General features: G+C 39.5%; 13 protein-coding genes. 8 read left to right on the top strand and 5 right to left on the bottom strand.

Annotated features, from left to right (window positions below; all coding sequences use genetic code 11):
• The first annotated feature begins 104 nt into the window (after positions 1 to 104).
• Positions 105 to 2,921 carry a TolB family protein gene (locus L656_RS0107890; protein WP_024598786.1) on the top strand — a complete coding sequence of 939 codons (2,817 nt, stop codon included), beginning with the start codon at positions 105 to 107 and terminating at the stop codon, positions 2,919 to 2,921.
• A gap of 16 nt (positions 2,922 to 2,937) precedes the next feature.
• Here L656_RS0107890 and L656_RS0107895 read toward each other — a convergent pair whose 3' ends face one another.
• Complete coding sequence (locus tag L656_RS0107895) at positions 2,938 to 4,098, bottom strand: tetratricopeptide repeat protein (protein ID WP_024598787.1); 1,161 nt, start codon at positions 4,096 to 4,098, stop codon at positions 2,938 to 2,940.
• A gap of 48 nt (positions 4,099 to 4,146) precedes the next feature.
• Positions 4,147 to 5,280 (bottom strand): PepSY-associated TM helix domain-containing protein, encoded by a 1,134-nt coding sequence (locus L656_RS0107900; RefSeq protein WP_024598788.1) that lies wholly within the window; start codon positions 5,278 to 5,280, stop codon positions 4,147 to 4,149.
• Positions 5,281 to 5,567: 287 nt separating this feature from the next.
• Here L656_RS0107900 and L656_RS0107905 point away from each other — a divergent pair, with 287 nt between their 5' ends.
• Both L656_RS0107905 and L656_RS0107910 read left to right on the top strand, forming a co-directional pair.
• Complete coding sequence (locus tag L656_RS0107905) at positions 5,568 to 6,182, top strand: SemiSWEET family transporter (protein ID WP_033036764.1); 615 nt, start codon at positions 5,568 to 5,570, stop codon at positions 6,180 to 6,182.
• Between the two features lie 72 nt (positions 6,183 to 6,254).
• Entirely contained in the window at positions 6,255 to 7,043 is a 789-nt protein-coding gene (locus L656_RS0107910; RefSeq protein WP_024598790.1) for a PhzF family phenazine biosynthesis protein, read from the top strand.
• 69 nt (positions 7,044 to 7,112) lie between these two features.
• Here L656_RS0107910 and L656_RS0107915 read toward each other — a convergent pair whose 3' ends face one another.
• Positions 7,113 to 9,620 (bottom strand): zinc-dependent metalloprotease, encoded by a 2,508-nt coding sequence (locus tag L656_RS0107915; protein WP_024598791.1) that lies wholly within the window; start codon positions 9,618 to 9,620, stop codon positions 7,113 to 7,115.
• Positions 9,621 to 9,908: 288 nt separating this feature from the next.
• Here L656_RS0107915 and L656_RS0107920 point away from each other — a divergent pair, with 288 nt between their 5' ends.
• Both L656_RS0107920 and L656_RS0107925 read left to right on the top strand, forming a co-directional pair.
• Entirely contained in the window at positions 9,909 to 11,087 is a 1,179-nt protein-coding gene (locus L656_RS0107920; RefSeq protein WP_024598792.1) for an efflux RND transporter periplasmic adaptor subunit, read from the top strand.
• 12 nt (positions 11,088 to 11,099) lie between these two features.
• On the top strand, positions 11,100 to 14,222 hold the full coding sequence (locus L656_RS0107925; protein ID WP_024598793.1) for an efflux RND transporter permease subunit: 3,123 nt from the start codon (positions 11,100 to 11,102) through the stop codon (positions 14,220 to 14,222).
• A 91-nt stretch (positions 14,223 to 14,313) separates the two neighbouring features.
• Here L656_RS0107925 and L656_RS0107930 read toward each other — a convergent pair whose 3' ends face one another.
• Entirely contained in the window at positions 14,314 to 14,766 is a 453-nt protein-coding gene (locus L656_RS0107930; RefSeq protein WP_024598794.1) for a c-type cytochrome, read from the bottom strand.
• A gap of 226 nt (positions 14,767 to 14,992) precedes the next feature.
• Here L656_RS0107930 and L656_RS0107935 point away from each other — a divergent pair, with 226 nt between their 5' ends.
• Both L656_RS0107935 and L656_RS0107940 read left to right on the top strand, forming a co-directional pair.
• Positions 14,993 to 17,326, top strand: coding sequence for a S8 family serine peptidase (locus tag L656_RS0107935; protein ID WP_024598795.1), 2,334 nt, complete (start codon positions 14,993 to 14,995; stop codon positions 17,324 to 17,326).
• Positions 17,327 to 17,337: 11 nt separating this feature from the next.
• Complete coding sequence (locus L656_RS0107940; protein WP_024598796.1) at positions 17,338 to 17,871, top strand: S8 family serine peptidase; 534 nt, start codon at positions 17,338 to 17,340, stop codon at positions 17,869 to 17,871.
• Between the two features lie 73 nt (positions 17,872 to 17,944).
• Here the strand turns inward: L656_RS0107940 and L656_RS0107945 are convergent, their stop codons facing one another.
• Positions 17,945 to 18,415, bottom strand: a complete 471-nt coding sequence (locus tag L656_RS0107945; protein WP_024589627.1) for a DUF2721 domain-containing protein — start codon at positions 18,413 to 18,415, stop codon at positions 17,945 to 17,947.
• Between the two features lie 191 nt (positions 18,416 to 18,606).
• Here L656_RS0107945 and L656_RS0107950 point away from each other — a divergent pair, with 191 nt between their 5' ends.
• The gene (locus tag L656_RS0107950) at positions 18,607 to 20,781 is read left to right on the top strand and encodes a S9 family peptidase (RefSeq protein WP_024598797.1); all 2,175 of its coding nucleotides are present in this window, start codon (positions 18,607 to 18,609) and stop codon (positions 20,779 to 20,781) included.
• The last annotated feature ends 19 nt before the right edge of the window (positions 20,782 to 20,800 follow it).

Here is a 20,800-nt window from a genome sequence, read left to right on the forward strand (position 1 = left end):
GTGTAAATACACATTTGCACATGCTTTATTACACTTTCTTACTGCCCATGAAAGACATTTAATAATACCCTAGATGGTATTAAGGAATTCTTTTAGGGACGCTCATGAAAAAAACACTCATCGCATCAGCTTTATTACTAGCAGCACCAAGCTTTGCAGCCGATTGGCAAACTATTCATACTGAACATTTCAACATTCACTACAGTGTTGAGCATGCTGATTTTGCTAAATCAACTGCAGCAGAGCTTGAAATAGTTCGCACCAAAGTGTTTGAGCAGCAAAACCGAGCACTTGATAAAACAGTTGATGTAGTGGTGTTTGATCCCCTAAATGCAGCAAATGGCTTTGCGCTACCTACCTCAAGTAACCCTGTGATGGCACTTTTTACTACGCCACCACAATCTGACACAGTTATATCAAACAGCTCTGGCTGGCAGCAGTTACTTGTACTGCATGAATATATTCACTTAGTGCATTTAGCACAGCCTACACGCAATGACTGGCAGCAAAAAGTACGTGGCATATGGGATCTATACGACTTAACTTACAGTGATACACCGCGCTGGGTAGCCGAAGGTTATGCCACATTGATTGAGTCTAAAATGACGGGCCGTGGGCGTTTATTTGATAACTACTCAGAGTCAATACTGCGAGAATTTGCTCAGCAAGGTGCTTTGCCAACCTATGGGCAATTAAATGGCGAGCAGGGCTTTATGGGCGGCTCAATGGCTTACTTAATGGGTAGCCGCTTTTTAAATTGGCTAGAGCAAAACTATTCAGAGCAAACACTCGATAGTGTTTGGACGCGAATGCAAGGCGTAAAAACGCGTGATTTTGATGAGGCATTTAGCGGTGTGTTTGGGCAAAGTGCAGCCAAGCTATATCGCCGATTTATAGCTGAATATACCTATAAAGCAATGCAAATAGAGCAAGGGGAGCCGTTACTTAATAGTGAACTTTGGCTTGAGCTTAACTTATATGCAAGTAACCCAGCACTTTCAAAAGATGGTAGTAAGATTGCGATTGTTGAGCGAGATATAGAGAGTAATACCAAGCTTATAATTTATAGCACGGATGACAACATTAAAGCGCAAGAAGAGTTTACTAAAGCGCAAAAAGAGCTACTCGAAAACGATGCACAAGATATTCCAGATACAGCGCCCAGTGTGTTTAAGCGCGAACAAAAACAAGTGCTTAATCAAATTAACCGAGCCGGTATTGCAAATCCTCAATGGGTAAATAGCACAACGTTGTATTTCAATGCGTACAGCAATGAAGAGTCGGGTATTTATAACAAAGTGTCTGACATATTTAGCTATAACACTGACACTGGGAATATTACACAGCTTACAGAACTTGCTGGTATACGACGATTTAGCGTAACCAGTAACGGTGAAACCTTGTATGGCGAGCAAATAAGAGATGGTTACTCTGAATTAGTGAGGGTTGATCTTAATACGCAAACCATCACACCATTATTTACAAAAAGCCTTGAGACAACTTACGATTACCCAATTCTCAGTCCTGATGAAACTAAATTGGCTTATTTATCAACGTCATTAAATGAAAATTGGCAATTGTATATACAAGGCATAAACGGCGAGCAACAGCTATCAGTACCTATGCCAAACGGGTATCAATATTTAAGTCAGCCAAGCTTTAGCCATGATGGCGAGTCACTTTACTTTGTTGCAGGTTTAAATAGCGCCACCGATATTTATAACTACAACATAGAGAGTAAAACACTCACCAAGTTAACCCAAGGGCAAGAGGCCGTTGCCCACCCAATTGAAATGGCTGATGGCTCGTTACTCTATTTTTCGATAACCGCAGATGGGCCAAATGTAAAAACACTGCCAAAAGCTATAAAAAGCACTGTAGTTACTGAGTTTGCAGCTAACAAAAAAGCACCGCTGCTAATAGTAAACGACCATACACTTCCAAAAGCTAAAATATATAAGCACGAAACTACAGAGCAAACAAATTACAACGTGCTCGACCAGCACGCTACTTTCGCGATTGGCTCTCAGTATTATTCAGCTTCTACCAGTTTGTTAGATTTAAGCATTAAAAGTAGCGACTTATTAAAGCAGCTCGACTTACAGGCGGGGTATAGCACTGATTTACACGATGGGGCATTGCACGGTGGTTATGTGCAGGCAAAATATAATGCGCTTGATGTAAAACTGAAACTTGCACTGTTTGACTATGATTTAGATACATCGCGCCAGTATGAGCAAAGTCTAAGTGCAGACATGGATGCCCGTGGTGGTTTTGCCGCAATAAGTTACCCCGTTAAATTTGGGCAGTTAAGTTTAACGCCAGAGCTTGCCTACAATTACACTGATTATAGGCAAAGCCATAAAAATTGGACGCGTTTAGGCATTGCTCAAAATTGGCAATATGATCGTCAAGATTTTGCAATAGGGCAAAGTCTTTATGCCAGTTGGTACGATGGCAGTAGTAAGAGCAATAGTTGGCAAGGTTACGATTTAGCCGCCAAACTTTTTGGTAAAGCGTTTGGTATTCCTCTTTATGCAAACTTTGATCAAAAACAACGTGATGACAGGAGCCTTGCATTAGGTGGCTTTAGCTCAAATCTTATTAATCAGCAGCAAAATAGTGAATATGTACTTTCATCTGAGCTGCCTTTTTACAGTGCAACTGCAAAGCGCTATCAAGGCTACGGTGGCGGCTTTAGCTTTAAAGAAGGTATGCCGTGGCTTTATTATAAGCAACATCAACTCGACGACACCGTATACGCACAAAGCTACGGCTTAAAATACCAAGGTGATTTTAGTTTTGGAATGGGGCCTGCAGGCGTAAATGATTTAACATTTAATATGGGACTGTCGCGAGTAGAAGGCGACAGTTTTGAAGATGAAATGCGTGCTTGGCTGAGCTTTTATTATTCGTTATAAATATTAATTGGCTAAGTTACTTATCCATTTGCAAGGATAGTAACTTAGCTTGATATACATCGAGTTTTTGATTATCACGTTCTAGTTCAATTACTTTCTCAAGTAAGGTTTGTGTTTGTTTAATATTACCTTGTTGATAGCGAACTTTTGCGAGTTCCAAGTATAGCTCAGCAATGTAAGGCGCTTTAGTAATCGCTTGCTCAAGGTGTGCTTTAGCCTGATGAGCGTGGCCAGCTTGTAAGTTGTTTTTAGCGATCACTAGTAATTCGTATGGGTCTTTTTCTTTATTAACTAATTGTGAGGTGAGCTCTTTAACAAGCTCTTTGTCGCCTAACTCTTCAGCTAAAAGCTGATAGTTGCTGATTAAATTAATATTTATTTCGTTATTACTAAGTGCTGTTTGATAGATGTTTTTAGCGCTTTGTAAATCACCAGCTCGACGATGTAAAATACCAGCTATGTTAAATAGTTCTGCATCATTTGGTGTAAATTTATTCGCTTGTAAAATAAGAGAGTAAGCAATATCAAGCTGTTTGTCTGCTAGTGCTGTGGCAGCTAAATTACTATAAAACTTAGAAACTAAATCGTTATAGTCTGCGCTGCTTGAATAAAAACTGCGATTGGTAGGGAAGTAATCAATTAAGGTACCCGCTCTGAAAAACTCAATAATATTATCATCTTTTTTCTCTACTTTTGGAGCATATACTTTTGTTCTAAAGTGATTAGCGACATAAACAACATTATTTTCTTTTGCGTATATGGGCTTACTTGTAACTTCTTGAAAGCTTGTTTCTAACCCAAGAGCTTGTGCGTAGCTTTGCGTTAAAATGGCTAAACTAATGCAATTACCTTGCGAACGCTTTAAGGTTTGAGCTGAAGTAAGTGTATCGCCATGGTATTTAAAGTTAGCTATCTGGCTTTCGAGGTAGTTGTAAATTATGCGGTCATCACGGATTTGGGATAGCTTTTGGTTTTCGGCGTAAGCTAAAAACATTTCTTTTTCAGCATCCGGTAACTCAAAAATACTGTGCTCAGAAGGTGTGTCGAGTTCATTAAACAAAGAATGATTTAATAGTTGTTCAAGTCCTACTTGTTGTTCTACTTGCTGAACTTTGGTTGTGTTACATCCAACTAAAAATAAAAAGGTAATACTAATAACTATTTTGATAAATATCATAACCCACTCCTTTGTTAATTTTTACATTACAATGTGGTGGGTTTTTAATCAAGCCCTTGCTGTGCTGCGTTTATTAAAACGGTTTTTTTGTGAATGTTTTTTACGTCTACGGCGAGTAAACCATAAGTAAAAACCAGTACCTGCTAGCCACACTGGGCTCAAACCAATTACGCACCACAGTATTTTACTTATTAGCCCTGCAAAGTAGCCAAAATGAAGTTTTCTAAAACTATCAATTGCTTGCCAGCCAATGCCTACTTCGCGAATATCCCAGTTAGTTAAATGTTCGCCTGTTTGCTTGTCGTAACTAACTGTATTAGCGTATTCGCTTGCAAGCGGGTTGCTTGTGTCTACTTCGCCAAATAAAGTAATATTTTCGTCAGGCTCGAGTGGCATAACTAAAAACGTACCGTTAAAAGTGGGTATTTGTTTTTTACTGTCATCAAGTATGTGTTGAAAAGAAATATCGCTGCTGTGTAAGTTTTTGGTTAGTACAAAGTGCTCTTCTTCAGCGTGTTCAATAACTTCGTGATACCACACCGCCCAGTTAAAGTAGCCACCTGTGATAGCTAAAATAATAATGATGGGAGATCCTATAACACCTGTCATTTTATGAATGTCGCTAAGTACTATTTGCAGTGTTGCACGCCAGCGCACACTAAATAGACGCTGCCAAAATTTACGATAAATAATAAGCCCAGTTACACCTAACACCAATAAAAACAATGCAAAAAAGAAGCCTAATACAGTACCTGTTTGCCCTGGTAGATTTTTAAAGTCGTTAAGTAAAAAGGTGTAGTGCAGTTCTAAAAACCAATCGGTAAAATAATGACTGGTACCAACAGGTTCAGATAAAATGTCACCTGTATATTGGTTTAAATGAAACTTATACCATTGCTCTGTGCCGCGTTTTACTAAGTAAACCCGATCAGCAGTATCATTGTTAAATATTTCCCAACTACCTACTACATATTCAGGGTAAGCATGCTCTGTTTTTGCAATTAACTTGTCGATTGGCATGCGCTCTGGCAGTGCTTTTACAACAAAGTGGCTGCTTGGCATAAGTAGGCCATCTATCTCACTTTTAAAAACTAATACGCTCCCTGTAATACTAATAACAATCAACGGAATGATGGCTATGAGGGCGATCCAACTGTGTATTTTAAAAAGAGTTTTTCTCATAAATAGTTTTATATAGCAGCTAATGACTTGCGCATGATAACAACTATCATTTTTATTTAATAGTTTGTGAGTGGACTTTCTATTAAATAGGTAAACTGTTAACTTAATTCTACGGTTTTTGTATACCTAGCTTGCCAGTACCTAAAACAAGAATGTCTTATTTAGTTGAGTTAAATCTACGCGGCTCTACAATGCCGCGCTCATAGTAAAAGCCTTTTAAAACAGATGTTTATTAAATGTTTTTATTTCCATATTTAATTAACATTTATGTAACGAGCGAGGTTGTTTTGGCGCATTATTTGCCTATATTGTCTTCATTTATTTTGGTTTTTAGTTTTTTACCATTACTAAGCAAAATTCGAAAAAACCGTAGTGTCTCAGGTTTATCACTATTGATGATGACGTTTGGGTTAGCACAAAGTCTTTACTTTATAACCTACAATATTTATTTTGAACGCTTTTATATTGCGCTACCATTTATAGTAACAGGCGCGCTAAGCGGACTTATTTTGTATTTTTTTGCACGTTATAACGCAGCCAAACGAGAACGCGTGCAGTTGGTTACTATGTTAGGCTTTTCGTTACTGCCTTTTTCACTGCTTTTGAATTCAACCCTCGATACTGCAATGGTATTAAGCGCCTTAACGTATGTTGGCCTGGTGATGAGTTCGGTACGTGTTATGCCACAAACCTATAAAACATTGCGTACGGGTAATGTAAGTAATTTAAGCGCGCGCTACTTTAGCTTGCAGTTTATTGCTGGTATTTGCGGCTTAGTTGTTGAGCTTACAACAGTTGCTCCAAGCACGGCGCACTTACTTATGTTTATTATGCTATTGCTTACCAATGCTGTGCAATTTGGTTGTATGCAATATTATAGAATGCGGCCTGTAATGGCTTAAAGCCAAAATAAAAGTGCTAATTTAGTTTAGATATGGCAGTTTTAAACTATTAATCATTACAAAGTTTAAACAATGCAATTAGCCATTCATCAAATAGATGCGTTTACGAATGAGTTATTTAAAGGTAACTATGCGGCAGTGATCCCACTAGAATCGTGGTTAAGCGACGATTTAATGCTAAAGATTGGCGCTGAAAATAACGTATCTGAAACTGCTTTTACCTGCCTGCAAAACGATGGAAGTTTTATTATTCGCTGGTTTTCGCCGTTAATGGAAATCGATTTTTGTGGTCACGCCACACTTGCGGCTGCTTATGTTTTATGTGAAGAGCATAATATATCGCAAATTCGCTTTATTGCTGATGCGGTGGGCGAGCTAATCGTTAATAAAAACGCTGATGGCAGCTTTGCAATGACCTTTCCAAAACAAGCACCGGTTGAAGTGCAAAATGTGCCGCAGCAACTGCTTGACGGCCTGTCTATACAACCGAGTAAAGTGCTTAAAAATCGCCAAGCCTACTTTGTTATTTATGAAAGCGGTGACCAAATACTTGAATTAAAAACTAGCTCAGAGCTTTTAAAAACGCTTTATCCACTTGATGTAGTGGCCACTGCTCCAAGTACTGAATATGATTTTATATCTCGTTATTTTTGGCCTGCAAGCGGTGGCGATGAGGATTACGTAACAGGTTCTATTCATACTGGCTTGGCACCTTACTGGGCGCAGCAGTTGGATAAAACTACGTTAAGTGCTTATCAAGCTTCAAGCCGAGGCGGGCATTTACTATGTGAAGTGGGTGATACAACCGTTACCTTAACAGGGCATGCTGTAAGGTATTTAAAAGGCACTATTTATATTTGATCTGTGAATTAGGTTATAAAAAAGGCCACGTTAAACGTGGCCTTGGTTTACTCAATTAGTAGAGTTATTTTACGCTTCTAGCGCTTTTGCTATTAAGCGGTCAATATATTTTTTATGCGCTTTAGTTGCTGTATCTGCACCCCAAGCAACACTGGTATCGGCTATTTGAGTTAGCTGATATAACGCAGCTGTTTTAGCTAAGTTATCGTATTTACTTGCTTTGCCAAGACCTGCAATTGCGATTAGCTGATTAACATACTCAATTTGTAAGTTGTGACTAATAGAATTTGCGTCTTTGCTTTTCACAAAAATATTAGCGGTTAAATCTTGCATAAACTGAGTTAGGCTATATTTATTACCGTACAACGCAGTATCAGAAATACGCAGTAATACGGCTGGGTGTAATAGCTGTGCAAGTACAGATTTTTGCATCCCTAAAATCATTTGGTGTGCTTTAGGGTCTTCATTTTTGCCATAGTGATTAAAGCCACGACGTTGCAGCTGTAAGTAGCTATAAAGAGGTTGCATGTTTTGTAGTACGTCTGGTGCAAATACAAACTTTGCGAGTATATCCATCGCTTGTGTTTGGCGCTCAAGCGATACAGGTGTAAATGGTTTATCTGCGTTTGCATCACCCACTACAGCACGCTCAACGTACACACCACCAATCTGGCGAGAAACAACACCCGCTTGAGCTCGGTACTGACCAAATAAGCTGTTAGCAGAGGTAACAAGCTGTTGGTAAGACTCACCTTTAACTGTTGCTTTATCTTTTAGCTCAGTAAATAATTTATTAATTAGCGCCATACGATCTGCGCCATAGGCCGCAGGGTTTGATGACAAATCACCAATCATTACACGTGGATCGATATGGCGACCTGGTGCGCGCATATCGTCTGCGTCGTTACCAAAGGCAAGGGCATGTTCACTTGAACGAGCAAGTATTTTTTCAAGTCTAGCTTGTTCAGCAGCTTCATCTTCAAGCGCTACGCTGTAGCCATAGTTAATTGCCCAATCATCGTAAGGACCTGGTTTTGTTTGAAAAATATCACCTTGCTGCACACCAATTGGGGCAATGTTAGCCGGTGCATAATCCATAACAGAGCCGGTTACTATGCCTTGGGTTTTGTTTTTGTCGTGTACTTCTTTTTCATCCCATAAAATAGATGATTTCATATTGTGGTTAAGACCTAAAGTATGGCCTACTTCGTGAAGTACCAATTGTGTTAGACCTTGGCGAAGCATTTCTTTATCTTCAATTTTTCCGCCGCTAGCAAGGCCTTTGGCAAGCATTAGATTTTGTTGAATTTCATGCCCTAGTGAACAATTTAACTCGCCGGTATGTGTTGTTTCACCGTGGCTCATTGTTCCTTGAGTGAAAAGTGTGTCGTAAATCCAACGGTTTTTCATAAATACAAACTCAAGCATAATGTCTGAGCCCAGTATTTCGCCTGTTAATGGGTTAGCAAGTGCAGGTCCGTATCCGCCAAATGGAGGCTTAGGTGACGAAGTCCAACGCAGTACGTTGTAATTAATATCGCCCGCATCCCAATCTGCATCATCTGGTTGTACTTTTACCTCTAAGGCATTTTTAAAACCAGCTTTTTCAAAAGAAGTATTCCATGTTAAAACAGCATCACGAATAGTATCGCGCCACTCAATTGGTGTGGTGTTTTCTATCCACCAAGTAATTGGTTTTACTGGCTCTGAAAGTGCTGCACTAGGGTCTTTCTTTTGTAGATCCCAGCGTTTTATAACATCTTCATAAGGTGCCCAATCGGTAGATGTCATTTGATCAAATTGATTAGTAAAATAACCAATACGGGCGTCGTCCATGCGCGGCTGGTAATCGTTTTTAGGTAGAGCAACAAACGAGTGCTGTACTTTTACCGATACACTACGTGGGTCGCTTACTGCATTTGAGCCACGTACCGTTGGGCTTGGGTTAGTAAATACGTAATCAACAACCACGTCTAAGTTATTAGGATATGGACGCTGTTTAATAATGCGTGATTTTTTATCGTCTAGCTTGCCTACTTTAAAGCGCTTTTTAGCGTTTTTATCAGCTGGATTTGGCGTAGGTGATACTTTATGAAGTGCTTCGCTTAAAAATAACTTATTTACGTTGAATGCTATTTTACCGTCTTCTTCTTTTTCTATTTTAATGCTCGCAAGTACCGCTTCACTAATATTGGCATCACTCGCTTTTGAAATTGCACTGTTTTCGTCAAATTTGTAGCGAGGAGTTTTGCTAATGATATCGATACGATCAAAGTATTTTCTAAATTCAATTAACTTAGTTTCGCGGTACGAACCACGATAATGGCCTGCATCTGTAACGCCATCAACGGTATGCGCAAAATATACAAACGGCGTATTAAGTTGGGACTCGTTAATCACCATAAGGTGCTTACCGGTTTTTTCGTCTTGATAAAGGTTAAATATACCGGCAAATTCGGTTTGTCCTTTGATCATTTCGCTAAGTGTTTTTGGCTCTTTTTCGTCTTTTTTATCGGCTGCAAATGCATGGCTGCCAAACGCTAAGCTAAGCGCAAGGGTGATGGTCGTTAATTTCATTTTGAGACTTTTAATATTTGTTAATTTAATTGGACTGTACGTAAATTAATTTGATTTCGCACATCTTCGCGACGAAATTTAAGTGTACAACGCTAATTAACTGATATTAATAAATAAAAGTTTGTAACAAAATATAACGAATGAGATGAACTGCATGCAAAGTTATTTTTTATAACCCGGAAAATCGGTGTTTCATATGCATTTGCAACAGTTGCTTACAAATGTCACCTTAATGTTTCATATGGCTCTGGTATTATGACGTTAATAGAATTTTGGGGATAATCGGATATGCAAACAAATTCACTTAGATGGGTTTTTCCATTTGTAGCACTAGTTGTTGGTGTTGTTGGCTTTATGGGAATAAATGCCATTGCACAAGAGCCAGAAAAAAAAGAAGTAATTGATACTCGTCCAACAGTGCAAGTTGAGCCAGTGGCTGCAAACGATCATCAAGTTATTATTAATAGCTACGGTGAAGTAAAGCCACTTGAAAATACACAACTCTCGGCGCAGGTGTCGGGTGAAGTGCTAAGTTGGCATCCTAATTTTGTAGCCGGTGGAATCGTTGCTCGCGGTGAGACGTTGTTTACTATCGAAAAAGATAACTATGAAGCAGCAGTACTTGTTGCTGAGGCCGAAATAGCTCGCGCACAGGCAGGCTTAATTGAAGAACAAGCCCAAGCCCAAGTAGCCGAAGATGAAGCAAAGCGTTTTCCAAGTAAAGCGCGTACCGACTTATTTTTACGTAAGCCTCAAGTGCTAAGTGCGCAGGCGTCTGTAAAGTCGGCGCAAGCTGCATTAAAACGTGCACAACGTGACTTAGATAATTGTGAAGTAACAGCCCCTTACGATGCATTGGTTATTAGCCGAAATGTAGGTGTGGGTCAATTTGTCACTATGGGTTCGCAAGTTGCTGAACTCAATAATATTGAAACTGCTGAAGTGATTATTCCTATAGCAGGGTTCGATAGCGTTTTTTTGCCAGAGCGTATTAAAGGTATTACCGCAACGATTATTCAAAAGGGCCTAAACAGCTTCACCCGTGAAGGTGTAATTGACCGTGACTTAGGGATTGTTGATAACGCTACACGTATGAGCAGTTTAGTAGTACGTATAGAAGACCCATACGGTCTTAAAAACATACAACCAGCCATTAAGTTTGGCAGCTACGTACAGGTAAATTTTGCAGGTGCAATGCTTAATAATATTTACCGTTTACCGCAAGCTTTGGTTAACAATCAAACTGTGTGGGTAGTAAACGAAAATCAAGAACTAGAGCCTCGCAAAGTAACGGTTATTCGTGAAGAGGGTGAGTATTTTTATATTAGCAGTGGTTTAAATGCCGATGACAAACTCGTTATTACTTTACCTGAATACCCGCAAAAAGGAATGCAGGTTAAAATTGCAGGTGTAGCTGCAAAACCAGAAAGCTCAGAAACGAGCACTTCAAACACGCAACAGCTGTAGGGTCTAATAATTATGAGCGAGTCAATACAACAAAAACAAACAGGGCTAATTGCCTACTTTGCTAATAATTCAGTAGCCGCTAATTTAATGATGTTTTTTATCATTATTATGGGGGCTATAAGTTACTTTACGATTCAGCGTCAAATGTTTCCTAATGTAGAGATTAACTACATTAATATTGAGGCTAATTACCCAGGTGCCTCTCCTCAGGAAATAGAAGAAAGTATTCTTATAAAAGTTGAAGAGTCACTTAAAGATATAACCGAAATTAAAAAAGGCGTGTATCGCGCATTTAGAAATGGCGGTACAGCCAGCCTGGAAATAAACACCGATGCAAAACTTACCGATGTGCTTGATAAAGTAAAGTTGCGTGTTGATGGTATTGCGACTTTTCCGGCGGGTATGGAACCGGTCACCATAAGTCAGGTTGAGTTTAGGCAAGACGTAATAGGTATGACGCTCGTTGCTGACTTACCACTTACAGAGCTTAAGCCTATAGCAAACCAAATAGAAGATGAGTTACTACAGTTATCTAACGTGTCGTTAGTGGTAAACGATGTTCCTCTTGATGAAATAGCAATTGAAGTAGAGCCCGATACGCTGCGCCAATATAATCTAACCCTTAGTGATGTGATGAATGCGGTACGCCGTTACTCAGCTAACTTTTCGGCGGGGCAGCTAAAAACAGACGCAGGTGTTATTTCTGTTCGCGTCGAGAATCAGTTTTACTCAGGTGATGAGTTTAGGCAAATTCCGGTAAAAATTGGCGAGTATGGCGCTAAAGTTTTACTGCAAGATATTGCAGTTATTAAAGATCAATTTACCGAAGGTGAGCGCTACTTTAAGTTTAATGGCGAAAACGCGGTGTATTTATCGGTAAAAGCAACGCAAGAGCAAAACATGATTCCCGTTGCGGATTCGGTTAAAGCGTTTATTGATCAAAAAAATAAGCAGCTACCGCCAGGTATTCGATTAGAGCCATTAATGGATATGACCTACTACCTAAATGCTCGCCTTGATATGATGAAAGCTAACCTGTTTCAAGGTGCCATTTTGGTGGCAATTATGTTGTCGTTATTCTTGCGTTTTAAACTAGCGCTTTGGGTAATGATTGGCTTACCTGTTTGTTTTTTAGGGGCCATGATGATGATGCCACTATTTGGCATTAGCATTAATATTATTTCGTTATTCGCTTTTATAATGGTGCTCGGCATAGTGGTGGATGATGCCATAGTGATAGGGGAAGCTGCCTACACCGAAGTTGAAAAAAGCGGCGGTGGTGTAGAAAATGTTGTGCGTGGCGCTAACCGAGTCGCGACCCCTGCAACCTTTGGTGTATTAACAACAATTGCTGTATTTGCACCATTCACAATGTCGAGCGGGCCAGAAAGTGCCTTCTTTTATGGTATAGCCGTTGTAGTAATGCTGTGTTTAGTATTTAGTTTGATTGAATCAAAGCTGATACTGCCAGCTCACATTGCTCATACGCACTTTTCGCCGATCAAAAAAGGTGGTTGGCGCGATCGCTTCAATACACGCTTTTTTGGTTTCGTAAATGGTCCATATAAACGTTTTATTGCTAAGTGTGTTGATTGGCGTTGGACTGTTTTGTTTGCTTTTATTGCAATGTTTATAATCAGTATTGCACTTATTACGTCTAATAAAGTACGTACAGTTCCAACTCCTAAAGTGCCGCATGACTTTCCACAAATACAAGTTGAAATGAACGACAACGTTTCTGATTTACAAACCATTGCCGCTATTCGCGAAATAGAAGCTATGGTACTTAGAGTCGATGAAGAAACAGAACGTGAATTTGGCCAAAAAATTATTCGTGATGTATTGGTATTTAACCAAGGCAGAACTGAGTCGCAGTTACTAGCTCCATTAGTTGACGAAGATTCACGTCCATACAATGCATTTGAGCTTTCTCGCCGATGGCGTGAGGCTATGCCGACTATTGCTGGTATTAAGTCGTTAACTATTCAAGACGATGTTGGTGGCGGCGGTGGTAATGGTGGCGGCGAGTTTGGCTATTTACTGTATGGCTCAGATATAGATACTTTAAATCAAGCGGGTCGTCGTTTTATTCAATTACTTCAACAGCAAAAAGGGTTGTTTGATATTAGCTCAACCATAGATCCTGCGAGCAAAGAAGTGCAAATGAGCCTTAAACCTGTTGCTTATGATTTAGGCTTAGATTTAGCAGGTATTGCAAATCAAGTGGGAGCCAGTTTTTATGGTGGCGAAGCGCAGCGCGTAATCCGAAACGGCGAAGAAGTACGCGTAATGGTACGCTACCCTAAACTGACTCGTGAGGCATTTTCATCACTTAAACACACCGTGGTTACCACCCCACAAGGGCGAGAAGTACTTCTTGGTGATGTAGTAGAATTAACAGAAACGCCAGGTATTAGCTATATACGCCGCGAAGGTGGCTACCGTACCGTGTATGTTTATGGCAATATTGATGAAGAGCAAATTGAGCCGGGCGAAGTGGTTAAGCAAGTAAAAGAAAACTTACTGCCACAGCTAATAGAAGAATTCCCAAGTGTTAAATCAGAGCTTGGTGGCGCAATAGAAGAGCAGCAAGCTCAAGCTAATGAGCAAATAATGTTTTTTATTGGCGGAATGATTTTAGTATACATACTGCTAGCTGTGCCGCTTAAAAGCTATTCACAACCGCTTATTGTAATGTCGGTTATTCCATTTAGTTTAACCGGGGCTATTTGGGGTCATTACTGGTTTGATTTAGATATGAGCTTAATGTCGGGATTTGGCTTAATTGCCGCAGCAGGTGTTGTTATAAATGATTCACTTGTAATGACCGATTATGTAAACCAAGTTCGCCGCGAAGGTGTTAGCGTTAAAAATGCGGTAATAGAAGCTGGTTGTGCTCGCTTTAGAGCAATACTATTAACGTCTATAACAACCTTTGCTGGTGTATTACCTATTATGTTTGAAACAAGCCTGCAGGCTAAGTTTGTAATACCTATGGCGGTAGCACTTGGCTTTGCTGTTATGTTTGCAACGTTAATAACGCTTATATTAGTACCGTGTTTATATATTATTTTGGGTGATATTGGTGCGATGTTTAAGCGCCCATTTAAAGGCCGAGCTGCTAAAGTCTCGTAGATAAAAAGCATAAAAAAAAGCACTGACCGTTATTAACGCTCAGTGCTTTTTTAGTATCTATTTATTGTCGTTAAACTGGCTACAACAATAATTAATCTTTAAATTGCTTATGGCAATCTTTACAGCCTTTAGCCCATGCGCCAAAAGCTTTACCAATTACGGCTTTATCGCCCGATTGAGCAGCTAACGCTAGCTTATCTGCATTTGCTGCAAAAGCATTCGCTTTTTCAACAAAGGTTGCATTTTCGGCCCAAACAGCAGCAAGTGCAGCTGTGTCGCCTTTATCTGTCCCTTCGTAAAACGCTTCCCATGGCATTTTTGAAAGTGCAGCAGCGTTGTTAGCACGCATTTTAAATTGCTCTGCGTCAAAAGGTACTTTACCTTTTAGCATTGCGCCCATGTCACCAATTTGTACTGAGATCATTGAAAACGCTGCTTGGCGGTATTCAATCGCGTCACTTGGTTCTTTAAATGCAGAATTTGCCGATACGCTAAGTGCACATGTAGCTAATGCTATACCTGCTAATACTTTTTTCAATTTCATAGTTTGCCCCCTTTAAAGTAATTGTTAATCCTGTTCTATATTAGCTTCTTTGAATGTTCAAGTTAATATATGTGCTTAATAATTGTTTCTTTAACTAAGCATACAACGATTACTCTATCGTTACATCTATTGTCTTTATTGTTAATGACTGTAAACACCTCGTTGTTATTTTTATTCCTGTTGTGTAACGTCACACCATCATAAAAATAACTAACAAAGAGAGTTTATGAAAAATAATATTTTTAAAATGTCAGCATTGTCTGCTGCAATAGTGGTTTCACTTTCTGGTTGTGGAAGTAGTGATGACGATAATAAAAACAGCGTACCATTAGTTACTGACGTAGCGCCTAAAGCGAGCGATGTAGTTGTTGTAGATTTAAAACAATGGATCCCTGTTACTGCAGAATTCAAAGCCAGTGATAACGATGGCGATGCACTTACATTTAGCTTCACTGAAAACGGTGAAGAAGTGGTTGCAGAAGATGGCGTATTCACATTTAGTCACGGTACTCTAACTGTAGAGGGAACATCATTTACTTATGTTCCAATGACGGATGATGATGCAGTTATTGATTACACTGTAAACGCAAATGGTAAAACGGCTTCTGCGCAAATAAGCATTTCAGGAGTTGTTGGTGACCCATTAGCAAATCAACAATGGCACCTAAATAATACAGGCCAAAAAGCATACTCATTAAGCGATGAAATGAAGCAGGGCTTAGTTAATTTATATGTAAATCTATTTGGCGATACAGAAGAAGAAGCGCAAGCAGATGTTGATGCTAGTTTTGCTAATGCAGAAGCTACAGGTTTGGTTGCTGGTGAAGATATGAATGTAACAGCCGCTTATGCTCAAGGCGTTACAGGAGCTGGTGTAACTGCTGTTGTTGTTGATTCGGGTATGGAAATTCGCCACGAAGATTTAGTAGATAACGTATTACCAAATCGTTCTTTAAACCTTAACGCTGAAGCGCTAGATCGTACAGACCCTACAAGTACATCAAACAGTGGTGACCACGGAACAAGTGTTGCCGGCTTAATTGCAGCAAAAGGTTGGAATGGCAAAGGCGGCCGTGGTGTTGCACCTGATGCAGGCTTAATCGGTATGAACTACCTTGGTGGAGATAAAGTAGCACAAACTGATTTACTTGCTCATGGCTTCCCTGGTAGTGGTATTAGTACGTCTGAAAATATTTCAGCCTTTAACCGTAGTTACGGTATTACGTTCCCTACGTTTATCGGTTATTCAGAGCTAGATGAAGCAATTGAGTCTTACCCTAACCTTAACCTTCGTGACGGTAAAGGTGCGCTAAATATGAAATCTAGCGGTAACTCATTTGAAGATGGTGGCGATGAAGGTTCTTTATGTGCTGACAATGGTGCAAATGACTTAGGTTTAACTTGTTATAATGGCGCTTTTGAGCCAAGCCAAGGCCACCCTTATTATTTAAGTGTTGCTGCAGTAAATGCTAATGGTAAACATACTAGCTATTCTACAGCGGGCGCTAACGTAATGGTGTCGGCTCCAGCGGGTGAGTATGGTCGTTTTGCTCCTGCAATGGTAACAACCGATCAAATGACTTGTATTAATGGTTATTCAGGTTTTAATGGTGGTTCTATTGCAGCATGGGCTGCTGCTTACGGTGAAGAGTTTGCTGCAAGTCAATATCCATTTAACTACCCAGGCCATGCAGACAATGCAAGCTGTAACTATACTTCAACGTTTAATGGTACATCATCTGCTGCGCCAAATGCATCGGGCGTGGTATCGTTAATTCTTTCGGCTAATCCAGATTTAACATGGCGTGACGTTCGCCATATCCTTGCATCAACTAGCACTTTAATAGATGCAGATAATGCTGCTGTTAAATTAACAGTTGGTGAAGGCGAATTTGTTGCTCACGACGGTTGGATTGAAAACTCTGCCGGTTATAACTTCAATAACTTATATGGTTTTGGTCGTGCTGATGCTGGAGCTGCGGTTTCTATGGCGAAGGCTTACGATGTTTCTTTAGGTGAACAAGTTATTACTCAGTGGAGCGGTGTTGGTTCAGTAATTGCTGAAGATGCACTTGCACTAGAAATTCCAGATAACAGTGCAACGGGTCTTACACAAGAAATTGAAGTGACTGAAGAGCTAAGCATTGAAGCAATGCAATTTAAGTTTGATGTAAGTAATGCTGAAATGGGCTTTGGCTTAAGCGATGGCACACAAACTTCAGCCGGAACAGATTTAGCTATAGAAGTTACATCGCCAGCGGGTACAAGAAGTGTATTACTGTCATCTAAGCAAGCTTTATTCTACCCAGCATATAGTTTCACTAGCAGTTGGAGTGTTGGCTATATACTAAAAGATGCAGTAATGCTTTCAAATGCGTTTTATGGTGAGTCGACTAAAGGCACTTGGACAGTTCGTTTACTAGATACGAGCGCAGATAGCTATGCACTTAGTAAAGGTGATGACAATGGTTTAGGTGTAGTAGGTATTAGCAATAATAGTTCAGCAAGTGTTTTAGAGGGTGTGTCTTTACGCGCATTCGGTCACGCAGGTCAAGAGTAAGGATTATGAAAATGAAAGTTAATAAATTAATCGTATTAAGTGCTGCTGCGTGTATTTCTTTAAGCGCTACGGCAAACACAAGCTTTGATAAAGAGCTTCAACTACCAAAGAAGCAAGCATCTAGCTTAAAGTATACTAAAGCTGATTTTGGTTCTTATAAAGTAGAGAGAAATTTGAGCCTAGTACCATCAAGTGTTGCTGCCGATGAGCATGTAGTTATGCAAAAAGGCGACATGGCGGTTGTTAATGTTGCAAGTACATCTGATGTAGTAACTAAAGGGTCATTAGTTCGTAATATTCTTACTAATAACTTAAGTTCTTTATCGGGTAATATTACGGTACTTTTAAAAGATGGTATTACTGCTAGCGACATTGCTGCAGCGGCTGGATTAAAAGTAGTGTCTGTATTTCCTGGTACTAAGATTGCCGTTTTAGCAGTGAATGATGGACAAGATATTTTAATTGCAGCAGAGCAGTTAAATGCTTCAGGTTATGCTAAAGAAGCTAGAATTGAAGTGCTAGAGACTATTTATACTGCACAATAAGTTATTTTATTAAATAAGCTTATTTAATAAAAACCCCGAGTAACATTAGTTGCTCGGGGTTTTTTATAAAAAATTAATCATTTATATCAATATCTGCAAATATCATCCCGCGACGCATGCTGCGGGTTGCTAAGAATACCTCACCAAGTAACGACATAAATGCACATATAAGCAATGCCATCGCTGCTACAAAACAACAAGCAATGGTCACGCTTAAGTTAATTGATTGAATGTGCGACAAGAATAAAAACATAACCACAGCACATACAAGTAAGGCGCTTAATACGCTTAAGCTGAAAGCAATATGTATACATCGAGATCTTTTTAATAAGGCGCGCAGCTCTGTTGCTAGCGACTTATTAAAATCGTCATCTGTATTTACTTTTAATCTTCGCTCAAGTAAGCGCGCTCTGTCGGTAATTCGTGCTAAGCGATTAGATAAAACACCTAAAGTTGCTGCTATACCTGTGATTAAAAATACGGGAGCAACGGCCGTTTGAATTACTTTTGCCATAGTTAAAATGTTAATTACTTCGCTATTCATTACTACCCTTAATCAGTTGAGCTTAAAAGTGATTTATATACTTACAGAGTACCTGATGTAGGCTTATTAAGAAAAGAGGAATCACGTTGATTTATTTTACATAGCTTCACAAACTAAATCACAACACAGGTTATTTTTAGGTATATTTAATTACTTAATAAAAAATAAAAATATAACAAGGACTTTGACTGATGAAACGTACCCCATTCGCACTCGCTGCACTATCACTCGCTATTTTAAGTGGCTGTAACCAAGCCCCAGAAGAAACTCAAAAAAATAATACACAAGTTAAAACAGTTCAAGTAGTCCAAGCTGTTGCCCCGGTTGCTAAAAAAGTGCCACATGAAATGACTATTCATGGTGATACACGTATAGATGATTACTATTGGCTGCGTGATGATGAACGTAAAGCGCCAGAGGTAATTAACTATTTAGAAGCTGAAAATACATACACTGATGCAATGCTTGCACATACTAAAACGCTACAAAGCGAATTGTTTGAAGAGCTAAAAGGGCGTATTCAAAAAGACGATGATTCAGTCCCAGTTAAAAACGGTGATTATTTTTACTCAACGCAAACACGTGGCGATAACGAATACACTACTTACTTACGCAGCAGCGATTTTGCAGGTACCGATCAGCAAGTTATTTTAGATGTAAATGAGCTTGCTAAAGGTCATGATTATTATGCGGTAAGTGGCTTAGATGTAAGCCCGAATGGCAATTTAATGGCTTATGGCGAAGATACTGTTAGCCGTCGTATTTATAGCATAAAAATAAAAGACTTAACTACCGGTAAATTACTCGAAGACACACTTGAAGGCACTAACGGTGGCATTGTGTGGGCAAACGATAATAAAACGGTTTACTACATTAAAAAAGATTTACAAACTCTACTAGGTTACCAAGTTTATCGTCATACATTAGGTACACCGCAAGCTGATGACGAGCTAATATACGAAGAGACTGATACCAGTTACTACATGGGTATGAGTAAAAGCAAAGATGAGTCAGAAATTTATATTTGGCACAGCAGTACGGCCGCATCAGGCGTATCGGTATTAAGTGCTGATGATACCAAAGCAATGCCTAAACGCTTAATTGAACGCGAAGCAGGGCTTGAATATGATATTTCGAAGCTAGGGAATACTTACTACATTGTAACTAACTTAGATGCTGTAAATTTTCAGCTGATGAAAGTTGATATTGATAAAGCAAGCGACAAAGCAAATTGGCAAAGTGTGATCCCAGCGCGCGATGATATTAAACTAGAAGGCATTGATTTATTTAATGACTACTTAGTTTATCAAGAACGTGAAATGGGCCAATCAAAGTTGATTGCGCGTAATTTAAAAACGGGTAAAGAGTTACCACTGAGTTTTAACGACAGCGCTTATACAATTGGTACTTATGGCAATAACGATATAGATAGCAGCACGCTACGTGTTTACTACACAAGCATGACCACTCCAAGCTCATCGTACGATGTAGATTTAACGACTGGCGATAAAACGCTTCTTAAGCAACAGGTTGTATTAGGTGATTTTGATGCTGACAATTACGCTTCAGAGCGTATTTTTGTAACAGCACGCGATGGCATTAAAGTACCAGTAAGCTTAGTTTACCGTAAAGATACGTTTAAAAAAGATGGCGCTAACCCGCTACTGCAATATGGTTATGGGTCGTACGGTGCAACCATGGATCCAACGTTCTCAAGCTCACGTTTGAGCTTGTTAGACCGTGGCTTTGTATTTGCAATTGCTCATGTTCGTGGCTCGCAAATGTTAGGTCGTCCTTGGTACGAAGATGGTAAGCTACTCACTAAAAAGAATACGTTTAACGACTTTGTTGACGTAACTAAAGCATTGGTTTCTCAAAAGTATGGCGCAAAAGATGAAATATTTGCGTTAGGCGGCAGTGCTGGTGGCTTACTAATGGGCGCAGTGGCAAACCAAGCGCCTGAGCTTTATAAAGGCATGGTTGCTGCGGTACCGTTTGTAGATGTAGTTACAACGATGCTTGATGCAAGTATTCCGCTTACAACAAATGAATACGGTGAATGGGGTAACCCAAACGAAAAGGCGTATTACGATTACATGCTGTCTTATTCGCCATACGACCAAGTATCTAAGCAAGCGTATCCTAATATGCTAGTAACGACGGGCTTGCACGACTCACAAGTTCAATACTTTGAACCTGCAAAATGGGTTGCTAAGCTGCGTGACTATAAAACTGATGACAATAAGTTATTGTTTAAAATAGATATGGAAGCAGGGCATGGCGGCGCATCGGGTCGCTTTAAACGCTTAGAAGATACCGCGCTAAACTATGCATTTATGCTTGATTTAGCGGGTATTAAAAAGTAATTAATTTATATATTTAAAA

This window comes from Pseudoalteromonas sp. TAE56 (genome assembly GCF_000497955.1).
Lineage (GTDB): Bacteria > Pseudomonadota > Gammaproteobacteria > Enterobacterales > Alteromonadaceae > Pseudoalteromonas.